Source organism: Mesorhizobium sp. M7A.F.Ce.TU.012.03.2.1, from assembly GCF_004006095.1.
Lineage (GTDB): Bacteria > Pseudomonadota > Alphaproteobacteria > Rhizobiales > Rhizobiaceae > Mesorhizobium.
The window spans coordinates 5,893,276-5,911,194 of sequence record NZ_CP034779.1; the positions used below are offsets into that span (position 1 = coordinate 5,893,276).

At 63.3% G+C, this 17,919-nt stretch carries 18 protein-coding genes; 16 read left to right on the forward strand and 2 right to left on the reverse strand.

Features of this window, described 5'->3' with window-relative positions; translation table 11 throughout:
* The 12 genes from EJ079_RS29350 to EJ079_RS29405 all read left to right on the forward strand — a co-directional run bounded on the left by EJ079_RS29350 (position 1) and on the right by EJ079_RS29405 (position 11,446).
* Positions 1 to 972, forward strand: coding sequence for a small ribosomal subunit Rsm22 family protein (locus tag EJ079_RS29350; protein WP_127810855.1), 972 nt, complete (start codon positions 1 to 3; stop codon positions 970 to 972).
* A gap of 139 nt (positions 973 to 1,111) precedes the next feature.
* Positions 1,112 to 1,825 (forward strand): DUF1428 domain-containing protein, encoded by a 714-nt coding sequence (locus EJ079_RS29355; protein WP_127810856.1) that lies wholly within the window; start codon positions 1,112 to 1,114, stop codon positions 1,823 to 1,825.
* Between the two features lie 46 nt (positions 1,826 to 1,871).
* Positions 1,872 to 2,237: a YciI family protein gene (locus EJ079_RS29360; protein WP_127810857.1), complete on the forward strand. Its 366-nt coding sequence runs from the start codon at positions 1,872 to 1,874 to the stop codon at positions 2,235 to 2,237.
* Positions 2,234 to 3,463 (forward strand): RNA polymerase sigma factor, encoded by a 1,230-nt coding sequence (locus tag EJ079_RS29365; protein ID WP_127810858.1) that lies wholly within the window; start codon positions 2,234 to 2,236, stop codon positions 3,461 to 3,463. The genes EJ079_RS29360 and EJ079_RS29365 overlap by 4 nt, the downstream gene beginning before the upstream one ends.
* 228 nt (positions 3,464 to 3,691) lie before the next feature.
* Positions 3,692 to 5,182 (forward strand): replicative DNA helicase, encoded by a 1,491-nt coding sequence (locus tag EJ079_RS29370; RefSeq protein WP_127261333.1) that lies wholly within the window; start codon positions 3,692 to 3,694, stop codon positions 5,180 to 5,182.
* 21 nt (positions 5,183 to 5,203) lie between these two features.
* On the forward strand, positions 5,204 to 5,809 hold the full coding sequence (locus tag EJ079_RS29375) for a hypothetical protein (RefSeq protein WP_127810859.1): 606 nt from the start codon (positions 5,204 to 5,206) through the stop codon (positions 5,807 to 5,809).
* Positions 5,809 to 7,212 carry a DNA repair protein RadA gene (gene radA / locus EJ079_RS29380; RefSeq protein ID WP_013532526.1) on the forward strand — a complete coding sequence of 468 codons (1,404 nt, stop codon included), beginning with the start codon at positions 5,809 to 5,811 and terminating at the stop codon, positions 7,210 to 7,212. The genes EJ079_RS29375 and radA overlap by 1 nt, the downstream gene beginning before the upstream one ends.
* A gap of 63 nt (positions 7,213 to 7,275) precedes the next feature.
* On the forward strand, positions 7,276 to 7,935 hold the full coding sequence (locus EJ079_RS29385; RefSeq protein ID WP_127397308.1) for a CvpA family protein: 660 nt from the start codon (positions 7,276 to 7,278) through the stop codon (positions 7,933 to 7,935).
* Positions 7,936 to 8,039: 104 nt separating this feature from the next.
* Positions 8,040 to 9,509, forward strand: a complete 1,470-nt coding sequence (gene purF / locus EJ079_RS29390; RefSeq protein ID WP_013532528.1) for an amidophosphoribosyltransferase — start codon at positions 8,040 to 8,042, stop codon at positions 9,507 to 9,509.
* A 44-nt stretch (positions 9,510 to 9,553) separates the two neighbouring features.
* Positions 9,554 to 10,294 (forward strand): SDR family NAD(P)-dependent oxidoreductase, encoded by a 741-nt coding sequence (locus EJ079_RS29395; RefSeq protein ID WP_127810860.1) that lies wholly within the window; start codon positions 9,554 to 9,556, stop codon positions 10,292 to 10,294.
* Positions 10,295 to 10,429: 135 nt separating this feature from the next.
* Positions 10,430 to 11,059, forward strand: a complete 630-nt coding sequence (locus tag EJ079_RS29400) for a hypothetical protein (protein WP_127267854.1) — start codon at positions 10,430 to 10,432, stop codon at positions 11,057 to 11,059.
* A gap of 165 nt (positions 11,060 to 11,224) precedes the next feature.
* Entirely contained in the window at positions 11,225 to 11,446 is a 222-nt protein-coding gene (locus tag EJ079_RS29405) for a hypothetical protein (protein ID WP_127810861.1), read from the forward strand.
* Positions 11,447 to 11,449: 3 nt separating this feature from the next.
* Here the strand turns inward: EJ079_RS29405 and EJ079_RS29410 are convergent, their stop codons facing one another.
* The gene (locus EJ079_RS29410) at positions 11,450 to 11,956 is read right to left on the reverse strand and encodes an OsmC family protein (RefSeq protein ID WP_127269953.1); all 507 of its coding nucleotides are present in this window, start codon (positions 11,954 to 11,956) and stop codon (positions 11,450 to 11,452) included.
* Between the two features lie 204 nt (positions 11,957 to 12,160).
* Here EJ079_RS29410 and aguA point away from each other — a divergent pair, with 204 nt between their 5' ends.
* Both aguA and EJ079_RS29420 read left to right on the forward strand, forming a co-directional pair.
* Complete coding sequence (gene aguA / locus EJ079_RS29415; RefSeq protein ID WP_127810862.1) at positions 12,161 to 13,267, forward strand: agmatine deiminase; 1,107 nt, start codon at positions 12,161 to 12,163, stop codon at positions 13,265 to 13,267.
* Between the two features lie 45 nt (positions 13,268 to 13,312).
* Entirely contained in the window at positions 13,313 to 14,407 is a 1,095-nt protein-coding gene (locus EJ079_RS29420) for a polyamine ABC transporter substrate-binding protein (RefSeq protein WP_127398467.1), read from the forward strand.
* Positions 14,408 to 14,428: 21 nt separating this feature from the next.
* Here the strand turns inward: EJ079_RS29420 and EJ079_RS29425 are convergent, their stop codons facing one another.
* On the reverse strand, positions 14,429 to 15,178 hold the full coding sequence (locus EJ079_RS29425; protein ID WP_127810863.1) for a helix-turn-helix transcriptional regulator: 750 nt from the start codon (positions 15,176 to 15,178) through the stop codon (positions 14,429 to 14,431).
* Between the two features lie 105 nt (positions 15,179 to 15,283).
* Here EJ079_RS29425 and EJ079_RS29430 point away from each other — a divergent pair, with 105 nt between their 5' ends.
* Positions 15,284 to 16,801, forward strand: a complete 1,518-nt coding sequence (locus tag EJ079_RS29430; protein WP_127810864.1) for an alpha/beta hydrolase — start codon at positions 15,284 to 15,286, stop codon at positions 16,799 to 16,801.
* Between the two features lie 175 nt (positions 16,802 to 16,976).
* Positions 16,977 to 17,864, forward strand: coding sequence for a DMT family transporter (locus EJ079_RS29435; RefSeq protein ID WP_127399117.1), 888 nt, complete (start codon positions 16,977 to 16,979; stop codon positions 17,862 to 17,864).
* The last annotated feature ends 55 nt before the right edge of the window (positions 17,865 to 17,919 follow it).

The following is a 17,919-nucleotide window of genomic DNA, read 5'->3' on the forward strand; positions in this document are numbered from 1 at the left end:
ATGGAGTTGCCGGCCTCCCTTCGCCAAGGTGTCGAGCGCCTGCTCGAAAACGTTCCTCTTGCGGTACTCAAGCAAGCGGCAAAAACGCTGTCCGACCGTTATCGTGCCGAGTTGCGTGACGGCCGTTTGCACATGGCCGAGGATCTGGCAGTGAAAGCCTATCTGGCGACGCGGCTGCCGGCGACCTATGCCGCGATCCGCGCCAGCCTCGACGCGCTGAGCGACGCAAAGCCCGGCTTTCAACCCAGGAGCCTGCTCGATGTCGGCGCCGGCCCTGGCACGGTGCTTTGGGCCACGACCGACCTGTGGCCCGATCTCGAACAGGCAGTGTTGTTCGAAGCCAGTGCGGCAGTGCGCAAAGTCGGCGAGACGCTTGCCGGCGACACAATTGCCGCCCAGACCAGATGGCTGGCGGGTGATGCCACCATCGACCTTGTCGACCTCAAGCCGGCCGATCTGGTCACTTGCGCCTATGTACTCGATGAAATCGCTCCCGCATCACTGCCGAAGCTCATCGGCCGGCTCTGGCAACTCACCGGCGACACGCTGCTGATCGTCGAGCCGGGAACCCCTGCCGGCTGGCAGCGCATCCTTGCCGTGCGCCGGCAGCTGATCGAGGCGGGCGCGCATGTGCTTGCGCCTTGCCCGCATCAGGCGCCCTGCCCGCTCACCGCGCCCGACTGGTGCCACTTTTCCCGCCGCGTCGCCCGCTCGCGCCTGCATCGGCTGGCCAAGGACGCCGACGTGCCGTGGGAAGACGAGAAGTTCATCTATGTTGCGGCTTCTCGCGATGGACCCACATCACGCCAGGCGCGGGTTCTTGCACCACCGAAGTCCGGTTCCGGCAAGGTTCTGCTCAAGCTTTGCCGGGACGACGGCACCGCCGCCGAGCGCTTGTTCACCAAGCGCGACGGCGCCGACTTCAAGCTGGCCCGGCGCCTGGACTGGGGCGACAGGCTGGCTTCCGAATAGACAGCAGCAGCGTTTGCGGCCGCCTCGAAGAAAAATTGCGAGGCGATGTCGAATCCAGGCCGTGCCGTTCGACCATTGGCGTTCTCGGACCTTGAGACGCCAAGGGTGTCAAACGGCATCAGCCAACAGGAGAAACGCAATGAGCTATATCGCAGGATTTGTCGCCGGGGTGCCCGCCGCCAACAAGGAAGCTTACCGCAGGCATGTCGCCGAGGTGGCATCGGTGCTGAAGGAGTTCGGCACCACCCGCATGGTCGAAGGATGGGGCGACGACGTGCCCGGCGGCAAGATCACCGACTTCAAGGGAGCCGTGAAGGCAAAGCCGGATGAAGTCATCACCTTTTCATGGCACGAATACGCGGACAAGGCGGCGGCGGACGCGGCCTATCAGACGATGATGAGCGACCCGCGCATGGCGGAGATCGGCGCGTCCATGCCCTTTGACGGCAAGCGCATGATCATCGGTGGCTTCACGCCGGTTATCGACCTGAACACGACCGGCAAGACGGGCTATATCGATGGCTCGCTGGTGCCGGTGCCGGCCGCCAACAAGCAAGCCTACCTTGCCGTGGCGGCGAAGCAGGCCGCGGTGATCAAAGAGCACGGCGCAATCCGCGTCGTCGAAGCGTGGGGCGACGATGTTCCCGACGGCAAGATCACCGATTACCGTGGCGCCGTAAAAGCGACGGGCGACGAGGTCGTCGTCTATGCCTGGGTCGAATGGCCGTCGAAGCAGGTGCGCGACGACGCCTGGAAAAAGGTGATTGCCGATCCGCGCATGTATGCCGACACCATGCCCTACGACAACCAGCGCCGGGTCCATGGCGGCTTTGCGCCGATCCTCGACGCCTGATCCCAAGAACCCTAGTTTTCGACAATCCTGGAAAAGGAAATCCACCATGCGTTACGCCTGTCTCATCTATTACCACCCCAAAACATTGTTCGGCGGCAGCCCGGAGGCCAATGCCGCGCTGGCCGAATGCTCCGGATATGACGAGGTGCTCAAAGCCAGCGGCCACTTCGTAACCGCCGAGGCTTTGGTGCTGCCGGAGGAGGCGATGACCGTGCAGGTCCGCGACGGCAAGATGTCGACCGTCGACGGTCCGTTCATGGAGACCAAGGAGATCCTGGGCGGCATCATCGTCATCGAGGCCCGCGATCTCAACGAGGCGGTGCGGGTGGCAAGCGGCCATCCGCTGGCAACGATCGGCTATGTCGAAGTCCGCCCGGTCGTCGACTTCAGCCAGCCGCCGCCGGTCCTGTGAGCACCGTCGGCCCGCGCAGCGCCCTGGAGGCGGCCTACCGCACCGAGGCGCGGCGCGTGCTGGCGACCTTGATCCGCCTGCTCGGCGGTTTCGACGCGGCGGAGGAGGCCTTGCATGAGGCCTTCACTGCTGCCGCCGAGCAATGGCCGCGCCAGGGTGTGCCGGCCAACCCCTATTCCTGGCTGGTCTCGGCCGGCCGCTTCAGGACCATCGACCGCTGGCGCCGGGAAGCGCGGCTGACCGGGGCCCTTCCCGAGCTCACGGCTTTGGCCGAGCCGACACGGGAACCAGCCATGCCGGAAGACATCGAGGACGACGAATTGCGGCTCATTTTCGTCTGCTGCCACCCGGCGCTGACGCCGGATGCACGCATTGCCCTGACCCTGCGCGAAGTGGGTGGTTTGACCACCGAGGAGATTGCCCGCGCCTATCTGACGCCGGCACCGACCATTGCGCAACGCATCGTGCGGGCCAAGGCGAAGATCCGGGACGAGGCGATCCCCTACGAGGTGCCCGACCGCGCCGACCTGCCGGTGCGTCTCGAGAGCGCGCTGCAGGTGATCTACCTGATCTTCAACGAGGGTTACGCGGCCACCGAGGGGCCGAACCTGACGCGGGCCGATCTGTGCGCCGAGGCGATCCGGCTCGGCCGGCTGATGGTCGAACTGCTCGACCAGCCGGAGGCGCAAGGGCTGCTTGCCTTGATGCTGCTGCACGAGGCGCGGCGCGCGACGCGGGTCAATGCCAGCGGCGACCTTGTCCTGCTGGAGGATCAGGACCGCACGCTGTGGGACCGTTCGCTGATCGCCGAGGCCGACGGCCTGATCGGTCGGGCGATCGCCTCGCGCCGCATCGGACCGTATATCCTGCAGGCGGCCATCGCTTCCGTCCACGCCGAGGCGGCAGGCACGGCGGAGACCGACTGGGTACAGATCGTCGCGCTTTACGATGTGCTCGGCCGCGTCGACCCCTCACCGGTCGTGGCACTCAACCGCGCCGCGGCCATAGGCATGCGCGACGGCCCGCAGGCCGGACTGGCGGCAATCGAGGCGGTCATGACACAAGGCGGGCTGGACGGCTACCATCTGGCGCACGCGGCGCGAGCAGACATGCAGCGCAGGCTTGGCTTGACCGAAGCGGCAAGGACCTCCTACCGGCGGGCGATCGAGTTGACCCGGCAACCGGTGGAACGCCGGTTCATCGAGGGGCGACTCGGTCAGCTTTGAGCGGGATGGCTGCACAGGAAACCAGCGCTTGTTTTCCTGTTTTGTTCTCCCTATAGACGGCGCTACATTCGTTCTTTCGATTCGAGTCAATTGTGATTCTTTCCACCGAAAAAACTCGGCTGTGAATCGCGGGTATCAAAGCTGATTGGACAGGCACTGGTGCAGATAAGTCAGCATGGACTTGTCACGTTCTGATATCGAAAGGCCGGGATCGAAATCGGGGATATCATGGCAGAAGCAGCGCGAAAATTCGGCGTGGCGGAAACACCGCTTTATCGTGAAGCGCCCAACAACATCGAGGCCGAGCAAGCGCTGCTCGGCGCCATCCTCGTTAACAACGACGCCTTCTATCGCGTCTCGGACTTCCTCAAGGCCAGCCATTTCTACGAGCCGCTGCACCGCAAGATCTTCGAGGTGGCGTCCGAGTTCATCCGTATGGGCAAGGTCGCGACGCCGATCACGCTGAAAACCTTCCTGCCCGCCGACGAGAAGGTCGGCGACATGACGATGGCGCAATATGTCGTGCGGCTGGCGGTCGAGGCTGTGACCGTCGTCAACGCCACGGACTATGGCCGCGCCATCTATGACCTTGCGACGCGCCGCGCGTTGATCACGGTCGGCGAGGACATGGTCAACATCGCCTATGACGCGCCGGTCGACATGGCGCCCGGCGAACAGATCGAGGATGCCGAGCGGCGGCTGTTCGAGCTGGCCGAAAACGGCCGCTACGACGGCGGTTTCGAAAGCTTTTCCGATGCGTTGAAGAATGCCGTGGACATGGCCAGCGCGGCCTATATGCGCGATGGCCACCTGTCCGGCATTGCCACCGGCCTGCGCGATCTCGACCACCGCATGGGCGGCCTGCAGCCTTCGGATTTGATCATCATCGCCGGCCGTCCGGGCATGGGCAAGACGTCGCTGGCCACCAACATCGCCTACAACATCGCTGCCGCCTATGAGCCTGCCCAGCAGGCCGACGGTTCGGTCAAGGCGGCCAATGGCGGCGTCGTCGGTTTCTTCTCGCTCGAAATGTCGTCGGAGCAGCTGGCCACCCGCATCATCTCCGAGCAGACCGAGATCCCATCGTCGAAAATCCGGCGCGGCGATCTGACGGAGGCCGATTTCGGCAAGCTCGTTGCCTACACGCAGGAGAACCATAAACGGCCGCTCTATATCGACCAGACGGGCGGTATTTCCATTGCCCAGCTTGCGGCGCGCGCCCGCCGCCTCAAGCGTCAGCGCGGGCTTGACCTGATGGTCATCGACTATATCCAGCTGATGCAGGGTTCGTCCGCCAAGGCATCGCAGAACCGCGTCCAGGAAATCACCGAGATCACTACCGGGCTGAAGGCGCTCGGCAAGGAGCTGGGCGTGCCGATCATCGCCCTCTCACAGCTCTCGCGTCAGGTCGAAAGCCGCGACGACAAACATCCCCAGCTGTCCGACCTGCGCGAATCGGGTTCGATCGAGCAGGACGCCGACGTGGTGCTGTTCGTGTACCGCGAGGAATATTACATCAAGAACAAGGAGCCGGAGAAAGGCACGCCCGAGCATCTCGCCTGGGAGACGAAGATGATCGAGGTCCAGGGCAAGGCCGAAGTGATCATCGCCAAGCAGCGCCACGGACCGACCGGCACCGTCAGCCTTGCCTTCCAGGGCGAGTTCACCCGCTTCTCCGACCTCGCCGAGGAGCATCATCTGCCGGAAAGGTTCGAGTAGGCATGGTCGCGGAGCAACCGATTGGACTTTAGCAATATCTATCAGAGGATGAAATTTGAAGAGTACGAAATCTCCGAGGAAGAACGCGCGCAACTCACTGATTATTTGAAATCAGCCGGGTCAATTTCTCGTCCTCAATCGCATGCCGGTTTGCTGGTGTTCTGCTATTCAAGCGAACCGACGCCCGGGAACATTGAATTGGTGAGGAAATTCCTTGCCAAGCATGTCGAAGACTATACCCGCAGCGCGGCAGTTACCGGCCTCTACCGCATTTGGAAGCTGGGCAAGACCTCCGACATTGATGATCTGCTTGGCCTTTTGGAACGTTGGTCCGTGGAGTCTCAGCATGACACGTCTCTCGCTGCGATCGGGTGTGCATTCCTAGTCATGCATCGGCTTCAGGACCACCGCCTCTCCCTAGGACTTAGGCGACTGCTGGAAACGCTGCACGAAGAAGTCAAGCGAGACAACGATTTGGCGGTCGGCTTGTTCATCCACGCGTGTCGGTCGGCATACGACAATTGGGCCGTGAACAACGGACAGCGCCGCATGCATTTCGACGCGATCAAAGAGGCTTTGCCGATTTATTCGGATCGCCAGAAATACCTCTTGGAACCTATAAACTGATGGCAAAGTCGCGCGTCCAATTCATCTGCCAGAGCTGCGGATCGGTGCATCAGCGCTGGGCCGGCAAATGCGATGCCTGCGGCGAGTGGAACACGCTGGTCGAGGAAGGCACGTCCGGCGGCATCGGCTCAGGACCAGCCAACACGCGCAATGCCCGCAAGGGCCGCGCGGTGGTGCTGACCACGCTGTCCGGCGATATCGAGGACGCGCCGCGCATCATTTCGGGCATCGGCGAACTCGATCGCGCCACCGGCGGTGGTTTCGTGCGCGGCTCGGCGCTGCTGGTCGGCGGCGATCCTGGTATCGGCAAGTCGACGCTGCTCACCCAGGCGGCCGCGGCGCTAGCATCAAAAGGCCACCGCATCGTCTATGTCTCGGGCGAAGAGGCGGTCGCGCAGATCAGGCTGCGGGCGCAGCGGCTTGGCGTCGCCTCTTCTCCGGTGGAACTTGCCGCCGAGACCAATGTCGAGGACATCCTGGCGACGATCGCCGACGGCAAGCGGCCTGATCTCGTCATCCTGGATTCTATCCAGACGCTGTGGACCGACCTTGCCGATTCGGCACCGGGCACCGTCACACAGGTGCGCGCCGCCGCCCAGGCGATGATCCGTTATGCGAAATCCACGGGTGCTGCGATCGTGCTGGTCGGCCATGTCACCAAGGAAGGCCAGATCGCCGGGCCGCGTGTCGTCGAGCATATGGTCGACGCCGTGCTCTACTTCGAAGGCGAAGGCGGCCACCATTACCGCATCCTGCGCACGGTGAAGAACCGTTTTGGCCCGACCGACGAGATCGGCGTCTTCGAAATGTCGGACAAGGGCCTGCGCGAGGTTGCCAATCCGTCCGAGCTTTTCCTTGGCGAGCGCCATGCAAAATCGCCCGGGGCCGCGGTTTTCGCCGGCATGGAGGGGACAAGGCCGGTGCTGGTCGAGATCCAGGCACTGGTCGCACCCTCCTCGCTCGGCACGCCGCGCCGCGCCGTCGTCGGCTGGGACGGCGCCCGGCTGTCGATGATCCTGGCGGTTCTCGAAGCCCATTGCGGCGTGCGATTCGGCAGCCACGATGTCTATCTCAATGTCGCCGGAGGCTACCGGATTTCGGAGCCCGCGGCCGATCTGGCAGTGGCGGCCGCCCTGGTTTCCTCGCTCACCGGTCTTGCCCTTCCCGCCGATTGCGTCTATTTCGGCGAAATCAGCCTTTCGGGCGCCGTGAGGCCGGTTGCGCATGCGCAACAGCGCCTCAAGGAAGCCGAAAAGCTGGGTTTTGGAAGCGCGGTTCTGCCCTCGGGCAGCGGGGAACTGGCCGGGGGGATCGGGGCCGGTTCTTTCCAGCCGACCGAGCTTGCCGACCTCGTGGCACGCATAGCCGGCTCACGCCGAAGCCGCGTGGACGAAGAAGATTAGAGCATCGGACCCAGAGCCCGATGTTCCGCGCTATAATGCGGCTCATGGATTGGGGCGAAAGACATGCCGATTACGCTGCTTGACGGAATTCTCGTCGGCTTCACTCTGGTCTCGGCGATGCTCGCCATGGTTCGCGGCTTTTCGCGTGAAGTCCTGTCCGTCGTCTCCTGGGCAGCGGCGGCAGCGGCTGCGTTCTTCTTCTACAAGCCGGTTGTGCCTTACCTCGCGCCCTACATCGAGAATGAAAAGATCGCCATGGCCGCCGCCGCCGGCGTCGTCTTCATCATCGCGCTGATCGTCGTCTCGGTCATCACCATGAAGCTGGCCGACTGGATCATCGATTCGCGGATCGGCGCGCTCGACCGTACGCTGGGTTTCCTCTACGGCGCCGCGCGCGGCATCCTGGTCGTCGCCGTCGCCCTGCTGTTCTTCAACTGGCTGGCTGGCGCCAAGGCACCGACCTGGGTCACGGAGGCCAAGTCGCGACCGCTGCTCGAGCAGATCGGCGCCAAGCTCGAAAGCCTGCTGCCCGAGGATCCGGAAAACGCCATTCTCAAGAAACTCAATCCGAATCAACCGGCCGCCGAGACACCAGCTGCTCCGGACGCACCGGCGGCGGATGCTCCGGCAGGCGGCGACGATGCCAACACGCCGGCGCCTGACGACAATGACGCAACACCACCGGCCAACAACGCTCCGGCACCGGCAGCACCGGCAAACTGACGCCGAAAACGACGTCAGGATCTGACGATGGTGTGAACGACCGCACGGCCCGCGTTGCTTTCGGCGCGAACCCGCATTATATGGCGATTTTAGCGGAGCTTAAGATGGCAGACGCAGACGACGTGCTTTCCGCCGAGGCCGACGACCATTTCCACGACGAATGCGGTGTGTTCGGCATTTTCGGCCGGCAGGACGCGGCAGCCATCGTCACACTGGGCCTGCATGCGCTGCAGCATCGTGGCCAGGAAGCGGCAGGCATCGTTTCTTACGACGGCAGCCAGTTCCATGTCGAACGCCATGTCGGCCTGATCGGCGACACCTTCACCAAGCAGCGCGTCATCGACAGCCTGCAAGGCAACCGCGCCATCGGCCATACCCGCTACGCCACGACTGGCGGCGCCGGCATGCGCAACATCCAGCCCTTTTTCGCCGAATTGGCCGATGGCGGCTTCGCCGTCGCCCACAACGGCAATCTGACCAACGCCATGACCGTGCAGCGCGCGCTGCAGAAGCAAGGCGCGATCTTCTCCTCCACCTCCGATACCGAGACGCTTTTGCACCTCGTCGCCACCAGCAAGGAGCGCGACCTCAACTCGCGTTTCATCGATGCGGTGCGGCAGGTCGAGGGCGCTTTCTCGCTGGTGGCGATGACGGCCAAGAAGATGATCGGTTGCCGCGATCCGCTCGGCATCCGGCCGCTGGTGCTCGGCGATCTCGACGGCGCCTGGATCCTGGCCTCCGAAACCTGCGCGCTCGACATCATCGGCGCGCGTTTCGTTCGCGACCTGAAGCCCGGCGAGATGGTCGTCGTCACCTCCAAGGGCATCGAGAGCCTGTTCCCCTTCGAGCCGCAGAAGACCCGCTTCTGCATCTTCGAATATGTCTATTTCGCGCGGCCGGATTCCTCGGTGGAAGGCCGTAACGTCTATGAGGTGCGCAAGCGCATCGGCGCCGAGCTGGCGGTTGAAAGCCCGGTCGAGGCGGACATCGTCGTGCCGGTGCCGGATTCGGGCACGCCGGCGGCGATCGGCTTCAGCCAGGCTGCAGGCATTCCCTTCGAACTCGGCATCATCCGCAATCATTATGTCGGCCGCACCTTCATTCAGCCGGGCGATTCGATCCGCCACATGGGCGTCAAACTGAAGCACAATGCCAACCGCCGCATGATCGAGGGCAAGCGCGTGGTGCTGGTCGACGACAGCATCGTGCGCGGCACCACCAGCCAGAAGATCGTGCAGATGGTGCGCGACGCCGGCGCCAAGGAGGTGCATATGCGCATCGCCTCACCGCCGACACGCGCCTCCTGTTTCTACGGTGTCGACACGCCGGAGAAATCGAAGCTCCTGGCATCGCGCATGTCGATCGAGGAGATGGCCGAGTTCATTCGCGTCGATTCGCTCGGCTTCCTCACCATTGACGGGCTCTACCGCGCGGTCGGCGAGGCCAGCCGCGATAACGACCAGCCGCAATTCTGCGATGCCTGCTTCACCGGCCAGTATCCAACCCGCCTGCTCGACTTCGAAGGCCACGACAATGTGCGCACGCTGTCGCTGCTGGCGACGAGCGGGACGTAGGCCGGACCGCCATCAGCGTTAGTCAAATTCCCGGAATCCATCGCATGACCCTCGACCTTTCCGACCGCGTTGCGGTCGTCACCGGCGCCTCGCGCGGTATCGGCTATTTCATTGCCAAGGAATTGGCTGCCGCCGGCGCGCATGTCATTGCGGTGGCGCGCACTGTCGGAGGACTGGAAGAGCTCGACGACCAGATCAAGGCGGCCGGCGGCCAGGCGACACTGGTGCCGCTCGACCTCGCCGACATGGCCGGTATCGACCGCCTGGGCGGCGCCATCCACGAACGCTGGGGCAAGCTCGACATTCTCGTCGCCAATGCCGGCGTGCTCGGCGTCATCTCGCCGATCGGTCATGTCGAAGCAAAAACCTTCGAGAAGGTGATGACCATCAACGTCACCTCGACCTGGCGGCTGATCCGCTCCGTCGACCCCCTGCTGCGGCTCTCCGATGCTGGACGAGCGATCATCCTGTCCTCCAACGCAGCGCACTCGGCGCGCGCCTTCTGGGCACCCTACGCGGCTTCCAAGGCCGCGGTGGAGACGATGATGCGCTCCTGGGCGCATGAGACGCAGAGCCTGCCGCTCCGGGTCAATGCCGCCGACCCTGGCGCCACCCGCACCGCCATGCGTGCCCAGGCAGTGCCGGGCGAAGATCCCGAGACGTTGCCGCATCCCTCCGAGATCGCCAAACGCATCGTGCCGCTGGCCAGCCCGGACCTGAAAGAGACCGGATTGATCTTCCAAGCCAAGCACAATCGGTTCGTCGCCTATCCCCAGCCGGAATAAAACTAGAGCCTTTTTGCCGCATGTCGGTTTCCCAAGAACCGCTGCATACTTTTAGGCGACATGCGTAGGGATTAAACAGGCCTCCGGCAACGTTTCTTCTGATGTAACCCGTCGAAGACCAACCGGAGGACCGACATGCGTAAACTGCTTCTCGCCACCGCCGCCACCCTGATCGCAGCCGCGGGCGCCGCTTACTCGCAAGATGCCAAGATGAGCTTCTTCGTCACCAGTGTCGGTTCCGGCAAGGGTGCCGACCTCGGCGGCCTCAAGGGCGCCGACGCGCATTGCGCGTCGTTGGCGGAAGCCGCCGGCGTCACCGGCAAAAGTTGGGCCGCCTATCTGTCGACCAGCGACACCGACGCCCGTGACCGCATCGGCAAGGGGCCGTGGGTGAACGCCAAGGGCGTCAAGATCGCCGACGATGTCGCCTCGTTGCACAGCGATGCCAACGGCATCACCAAACAGACAGCGCTCAACGAGAAAGGCGAAGCGGTCAACGGCCGCGGCGACACGCCCAACCGCCACGACGTGCTGACCGGCTCCAAGCCCGACGGCACCAAGATCGCCGACCAGACCTGCGGCAACTGGACGATGAGCGGGGCGGAAGGCGCCGCGATGATGGGCCATCATGACCGCGCCGGTCTCGACGATTCGGCAGCGGCCAAATCCTGGAATTCCTCGCACGCCTCGCGCGGCGGCTGCAGCCAGGAGGCGCTCAAGGGCACCGGGGGCGATGGCTTGTTCTATTGTTTTGCCACCAACTGAGCCGATTGCGCTTCGAAATCGGGCTGGAAACCCCCGTCACATCACGCGGCTGTGATGTGACGGCGGGAAGCTGTGCGGCGGTCAGGCTTTCGTCATTTCCATGGAGTTGGTAGGGTCACAGCGACTCCCACAACAGCGCCCAACTGGCAGAACAAGGAAATCCCCATGGCTACGACCGCAGCAGCGTTGGTCTGGTATCTGGTAATCGCCGGCCCGCAAGGCGGCATGGTCGTGCTGCCCAGCACCTTCGACAAACGCGAACAGTGCACCGCCGCCATCACCGAATATCAGAAGCAGCCGACACCGGCCGGCTGGTCGGTGCAATGCGTGCCGAGCGCCTCGCCCTTCACTGACGATGGCGACGCCGAAGAACCGTCGGCGCAGTAAGCATCAGCGGCGTGCGCTCACCGTCAGCTCCGGCTTCTGGCTGATGGTCTGGAACACCACGCAATAACGCTCGGTCAGCTTCAGCAGCGAGTCTACCCGCTCCTGCGGCTCAGCGGTGTCGAGGTTGAAATTGAGCCGGATGGCGCGAAAGCCGACCGGTGCATCCTTGGCGACACCGAGCGTGCCGCGAAAATCGAGATCGCCTTCGGCCTCCACCGTGGCGGCGCCGAGCTTGAACTCGAGCGCCGTCGCCACCGCCTTGAGCGTCACCCCGGCGCAGGCGACCAACGCCTCCAGCAGCATGTCGCCCGAGCAGAGTTCAAGCCCTGAGCCGCCTGTTGCCGGATGCAAGCCGGCGATGGCGAGCGCCCTGCCCGTCTCCACCTTGCAGGCAACCGACTGGTCATCGATCGAGCCCTTGGCGCGAAGCGTGATCAGAGCCTGCGAAGCATCGTCACGGTAGGCCTGCTTCAGCGGCGCCTGCATGGCCTTCAGTTCGGTCGCATCCATCCGCTTTTCCCCTTTCGTCGACTGCTTGCGTCACCGGCATACGCCGTCCGGTCGAGATTTGCGCCGATCACCGTGGCAAGGCAATGCCGTTCCGCAACAGGAGACAGCGGTCAACACCGATATCCCAAATGGGACATTGACGGACAAGGTCCCAAAAACGTCTGATCCGGGCAAGTCATCACTCCATTTCCCGGCGGTCCCAAGATGCCCCGTACCCTCTCGACAAGGCCGAAACAGGATGGGTTTCGCGCGCCCGGCGAATTCGAACCAAAGTCAGGCTGCTGGCTGATCTGGCCGGAGCGGCCGGACACCTGGCGCCTCGGCGCCAAGCCCGCGCAAAAGCTGTTCGTGGATGTCGCCGCGGCGATCGCGCAAAGCGAGCCAGTGACGGTGGCGGCCTCCGCTCGCCAGTGGCAGAATGCCCGAGCGCGATTGCCCGGCCATGTGCGTGTCGTGGAGATGTCCACCAACGATTCTTGGCTGCGCGACAGCGGTCCCAATTTCGTCGTCAACGATCAAGGCGGCGTGCGTGGCGTCGATTGGATCTTCAACGCCTATGGCGGTTTTGACGGCGGCCTCTACGCGCCATGGGACCTCGATGATCTGGCAGCGCAAAAAGTGCTCGAAATCGAGAACATGGATCGCTACCGCGCACCGCTGATCGCCGAGGGCGGCGGGTTGCAATGCGACGGCCAGGGCACCCTCATCACGACGGAGCAATGCCTGCTCAACCGAAATCGCAACGCTCATCTCGGCAAGGCCGAGGTGGAACGCCAGCTTGGTGACTATCTCGGCGTCGACACCGTCATCTGGCTGCCGCGTGGCCTTGCCTTCGACGAAACCGACGGCCATGTCGATGACATCTGCTGCTTCGTGCGTCCCGGCGTGGTCGTGCTGAGCTGGACCGACAATCGGGAGGACCCGCAATACGAGATTGTGCGAGAAGCCGAAGAGGTGCTGCGTTCGGCCCGTGATGCGCGTGGCCGCGCACTGGAGATCCACCGGCTGCCGCATCCCCTGCCGATCGAGATGACGCCGGAAGAAAGCGAGAGCGTGGACCGGCTGGATTCGACCTGGGCGCGACCGGCCGGAAACCGGATCGCGGCGAGCTACATCAACTACTATCCGGGCAACAGCGTCGTGGTGGTACCGCAGTTCGGCTGCGATCTCGATGTGAAGGCCAAGCAGACGCTGGCCGAGCTGTTTCCCGACCACAAGATAGTCGGCATCGAAAACTCACGCGAGATCCTGCTGGGTGGCGGCAATGTCGCCTGCATCACCTTGCCGGTCTATGCCCCGCAGCGACGCTGAGGGACGACGCATGCCGAAAACAGATAGCGAAAACGGAGGACATTTATGCGCGCTCTGATCTTCTCAACCCTGCTTGCCTGCGGCGTCTGCGCAAATGCGGCTTCGGCTGACGAGGAAAAGATCGTCAACGTCTACAACTGGTCCGACTACATCGCGCCGGACACCGCCGAGAAATTCGAGAAGGAAACGGGCATCAAGGTTCGCTACGATGTCTATGACGGCAACGAAGTACTTGAAACCAAGCTGCTCACCGGCGGCTCGGGATATGACGTGGTCTACCCCTCAGCCTATCCGTTCCTGAAGAACCAGGTGAAGGCGGGGGCGTTCCTGGAACTCGACAAATCGAAGCTTGCCAACCATTCGAAGATCGATCCGCAGGCCCTGGCGCTGATCGCAGGCGCCGACCCGCAGAACCTTCATGCCGTGCCCTATATGGCTGTCACCGACGGCATTGGCTACAACGTCGCCGCGGTGAAGCAGAGGCTGCCGGACGCGCCGACGGATTCCTTCGCCATGGTCTTCGACGTGGACGTGGTCAAGAAGCTCTCCGATTGCGGCGTGGCCATGATCGATGCGCCGGCTGAAGTCATCCCGATGGCGATGAACTATCTTCACATCGACCCCAAATCGACCAGTCCCGACGACCTCGCCAAGGTCGAGGACCTGATGGGCAAGGTGCGGCCCTACATCCGCTATTTCCATTCGTCGAAATACATCAACGACCTCGCCAACGGCGACATCTGCGTGGTGTTGGGCTGGTCGGGCGACATACTTCAGGCAAGAACCCGTGCGGCGGAATCCGTGAAGAAGCTGGAGATCGCCTATTCCATCCCCAGAGAAGGCACGCTCATCAACTTCGATACGATGGTGGTGCCGAAAGATGCGCCGCATCCCGACAACGCCCAGGCCTGGATCAACTTCAATCTGCGGCCCGATATCGCCGCGGCCAATTCCAGCTATGTCTCCTATGCCAATGCGATACCGGAATCCCTGCCGCTGATGGACAAGGCGATAGCCAGCGATCCCGGCGTCTTTCCGCCTGATGCCGTGAAGGCCAAGCTGTTCGTGGTCGACAACAACGACCCAAAGCTGCTGCGATCACAAAACCGCATGTGGACGCGCATCGTGACGGGGCAATAGAGCTGGCGGAAGCCGTCAGGCTCAAGCGACTTCGCGGAAGGCCGCCAGCAGCTCGACCTGGGAGTGCACGCCGAGCTTGCGGTAGATCTGCTTGATGTGGTTGCGGACGGTGCCGGGCGAGACGGCGAGGCTTCGCGAAATCGTCTTGGCGTTGCCACCCTCGACCAGATGCCGCGCAACCTCGGCCTCGCGCCTGCTCAGCCGCGAGCGTCCGTCACCGATTGCGGCGCCCTTGTCCCGGGAGCGGCACAGATGAAGCAATCTTTGCAGAATGAGCCTTGTCGCGCTGCTTGCCGCGCAAGCCATCTCCAGATCCTGATCGCCAAAGGCTGGTGCCCCGTTTCGCCGCAGGAAGGTGACATAGCCAGCGGTCAGCCCGTCGAGATTGAACACGCCGGTGATCTCGTCGAAACTGTCGGAAGGGCCGAAGAATTCGCGATAGTAGGGGGTACGCTGGAAGTCGCCATTGCGGAGTGCCGACAGCGGCAACAGGAAATCCTGTCTTGTGCTGGCGAACCTCTGGAAGAAGGGATCCTGGCGATACAGTCGTGCATCGTAGTCGCGGTTCCAGCGATCGGGGCCGGCATCGTCGATGGTCAGGGATGTGATGTCGCGACGGTAAAAGCCGACATAGGCGCGGTCGGAGCCAAGCAGTCCGCTCGCCGCCGCTGTGAAGCGAGCGGACAATTCTTCGGGCGTTGCAGCCATGGCCGCGGCGGCGACACCACCGCTCCAGTGTCCAAACCGATCGAGAGAGATGTTCGACTGCATTCCGGCTCACATTAGCGCAAGCCGTTGCAGGTTCAAGACAGCCATTTCCTTTGACTTCGATCCTCTCGGCCATACCTATGCGGGAGTCGTTGTCGCGGAGCCATCATGCCGGTCAAGCTGAAACTGATCTGTCTTATCCTGCCGATGCTCGCCGTCCTGGCGCAGCCCGTCCTGGCTGAAACGGCGGAGCGGCCGGCACCTGCGGGCGGTGTGCTGTCCCTGCTGCCGCCGCCGCAGACCACCAACCATTCGATCACACTGGCCGGGCGCAAGCTGGATTACCAGGCAAAGGCAGCGACCCTGTCGCTGCTGTCGGGCATCGGCGACGTCACGGCGGAGATCTTCTATGTCGCCTACACGCTGGAGCCGCCGGCGAGCGTGGCCAAAGACCCGCAGCGGCCGATCACTTTCGTGTTCAATGGCGGCCCTGGAGCAGCGTCCGCCTATCTGCATATCGGCGCACTCGGTCCACGGATAATCGCGACGGGAGCCGATGGCGAACTCCTGCCCTCACCGCAAAGACTGATCGACAATCCGGACAGCTGGCTCGACATGACGGATCTCGTCTTCGTCGATCCGGTGGGGACCGGCTACAGCCGCGAGGCACCGGGGCAGGACACGCGCGATTTCTGGGGCGTCAACCAGGATGCCAGCTCGATTGGCGCCTTCATCCGGCTCTATCTCGCGCAGAACGGCCGCACCGGGTCGCCGCTGTTCCTCGCCGGCGAAAGCTATGGCGGGTTCCGCGCGGCGCTGCTCGCCAGGACATTGCAGGAAGATATCGGCATCAGTCCGAGCGGCATCGTGCTGATCTCGCCGGCGCTGGAGTTCACGCTGGTGCAGCCCGACGAATTCGAGCCGCTGCATTGGGCGCTCGAACTGCCTTCCCTGGCGGCGGTGCGGCTACGCACCGAAGGCGTCAGCGGCGATGCATTGCGGGAGAAGTTGGCCGAAGTCGAACACTATGCGATGGGCGATTACCTCACGGCAATCACCAGCGGACTGGAGCAAGGCAGGCGGCTGGCGAGCCAGCGCGTCGCTGAGATCACCGGCCTGCCATTCGATTTGGTGCAACGGAACTCCGCTCGCATCCCCACCGGCCTGTTCGCAAGGGAGTTCACCCGTGCCAGCGGCAAGGTGCTCAGCCCCTATGACGCCACGATCGGCACAGCCGATATCGCGCCTGAGAGCGCCCGCATCGCCGGCCCGGATCCGGTGCTCGACCGCAGCGTGCCGGCGCTGACGTCGGCTTTCGTCGGCTACATCCGTGACGAATTGAATTTCCGCACCGATGTCAGCTATCGGCTGCTCAATGGCGAAATCAGCCACAAATGGGATTACGGGACCAGCGCCTCGCGGCAAGGCTATGCCGGAGTGATGGACGATCTGCAGCGCGCACGCTCACTGAACCCTTCGCTTGGTGTCGTGCTCGTCAACGGCTACACCGACCTGGTCACGCCTTACCTCGCCTCGCGCTACCTGGTGAACCAGATCCCATCGCTCGCCGATGCCAAGCCTATCCGTCTCGATGTCGTCGAGGGCGGGCACATGATGTATTTCAGGCCCGACGGCCGACGCGCGCTGAAAGAAGCCGCTTCGGAGCTTTACCAGGCGACGCAGTAGGCTTGGCGACAGTGCAGCTCGGCATGGCCCCCTGCCCCAACATAACCACCGGGCTGGCGTAGCGCCGCAGCGATTTTCGCCCTTATAGCTTGGTGCCGAGGGAACTGAATTCACAGCTCCTCGTGTCGCTCCTCACAGCATTCTGCCGCTCCGGAAATTTGGTCCCACGCGCCTTATGGCCGATATCGCCATTCTCGAAACACGCGAGCGGGTGCTTGCAGGCATCCTGCTGACCGGTGCGGCCTATTTGCTGTTTTCGACACAGGATGCCTCGATCAAGCTGTTGGTCGTCGGCATGAGCGTCTGGCAGATCATGTTCTTCCGCAGCATTGCCATTCTGGGCGCGTGCGCGGCGATCGGCGGACGACAGTTGTTTGCCGACACGATGCGCTCGCCGATCGTGCGGCCGATGCTGGTGCGCAGTGCCTTCACGCTTGCTGCGTGGCTGTGTTACTACAACGCCGCGCGCAGCCTGCAGCTCGCCGAGCTGACCACCGTCTATTATGCGGCCCCGATCATCGTCACAGTGCTTTCAGTGTTCCTGCTCGGCGAAAAGGTGCCGATGCTGCGCTGGCTGGCGGTGCTGATCGGCTTTGCCGGCGTGTTCGTCGCTTGCGATCCGACCCATCTGGGCCTGTCCGTGCCGGTGCTGCTGGTGCTGGCGGCGGCCTTCTTGTGGGGCATCGCCATCGTGCTCTTGCGCAAGACCGCCCTTGCCGAGCGCTCGATGATCCAGCTCCTGCTCAACAATTTCTATTTCCTGCTGTTTTCGGCGGTGCCGGCATTGCTCTGGTGGCAGACACCCGATTGGACCCAGTTGCTGCTGCTTGCCAGCGTCGGCGCACTCGGCGGCCTGGCACAATATCTTCTGTTCGAAGGCATGAAGCGCACACCGGCTTCGGTCATCGCGCCGCTGGAATACACCTCGCTGTTGTGGGCATTCGCACTCGGCTTTGCGATCTGGGGCGACGTGCCGCGCCGCGAGGTGTTCCTGGGCGCTGCGCTGATCGTCGCCGCCGGCCTGTTGATCGTCGGCACCGAGCATTTTCGCAAACGCCTATGATGTGGATCACCATCATTGCTGACACTACGATGTCAGGACCAAGCGGCGTAGGCTG

What these genes read in the sequence shown, in the direction of transcription:
- EJ079_RS29350 (WP_127810855.1), top strand. Translation starts at nt 1, where the DNA reads ATGGAGTTGCCGGCCTCCCTTCGCCAAGGTGTCGAGCGCCTGCTCGAA.
- EJ079_RS29355 (WP_127810856.1), top strand. Translation starts at nt 1,112, where the DNA reads ATGAGCTATATCGCAGGATTTGTCGCCGGGGTGCCCGCCGCCAACAAG.
- EJ079_RS29360 (WP_127810857.1), top strand. Translation starts at nt 1,872, where the DNA reads ATGCGTTACGCCTGTCTCATCTATTACCACCCCAAAACATTGTTCGGC.
- EJ079_RS29370 (WP_127261333.1), top strand. Translation starts at nt 3,692, where the DNA reads ATGGCAGAAGCAGCGCGAAAATTCGGCGTGGCGGAAACACCGCTTTAT.
- radA (WP_013532526.1), top strand. Translation starts at nt 5,809, where the DNA reads ATGGCAAAGTCGCGCGTCCAATTCATCTGCCAGAGCTGCGGATCGGTG.
- EJ079_RS29385 (WP_127397308.1), top strand. Translation starts at nt 7,276, where the DNA reads ATGCCGATTACGCTGCTTGACGGAATTCTCGTCGGCTTCACTCTGGTC.
- purF (WP_013532528.1), top strand. Translation starts at nt 8,040, where the DNA reads ATGGCAGACGCAGACGACGTGCTTTCCGCCGAGGCCGACGACCATTTC.
- EJ079_RS29395 (WP_127810860.1), top strand. Translation starts at nt 9,554, where the DNA reads ATGACCCTCGACCTTTCCGACCGCGTTGCGGTCGTCACCGGCGCCTCG.
- EJ079_RS29400 (WP_127267854.1), top strand. Translation starts at nt 10,430, where the DNA reads ATGCGTAAACTGCTTCTCGCCACCGCCGCCACCCTGATCGCAGCCGCG.
- EJ079_RS29405 (WP_127810861.1), top strand. Translation starts at nt 11,225, where the DNA reads ATGGCTACGACCGCAGCAGCGTTGGTCTGGTATCTGGTAATCGCCGGC.
- EJ079_RS29410 (WP_127269953.1), bottom strand. Translation starts at nt 11,956, where the DNA reads ATGGATGCGACCGAACTGAAGGCCATGCAGGCGCCGCTGAAGCAGGCC.
- aguA (WP_127810862.1), top strand. Translation starts at nt 12,161, where the DNA reads ATGCCCCGTACCCTCTCGACAAGGCCGAAACAGGATGGGTTTCGCGCG.
- EJ079_RS29420 (WP_127398467.1), top strand. Translation starts at nt 13,313, where the DNA reads ATGCGCGCTCTGATCTTCTCAACCCTGCTTGCCTGCGGCGTCTGCGCA.
- EJ079_RS29425 (WP_127810863.1), bottom strand. Translation starts at nt 15,178, where the DNA reads ATGCAGTCGAACATCTCTCTCGATCGGTTTGGACACTGGAGCGGTGGT.
- EJ079_RS29430 (WP_127810864.1), top strand. Translation starts at nt 15,284, where the DNA reads ATGCCGGTCAAGCTGAAACTGATCTGTCTTATCCTGCCGATGCTCGCC.
- EJ079_RS29435 (WP_127399117.1), top strand. Translation starts at nt 16,977, where the DNA reads ATGGCCGATATCGCCATTCTCGAAACACGCGAGCGGGTGCTTGCAGGC.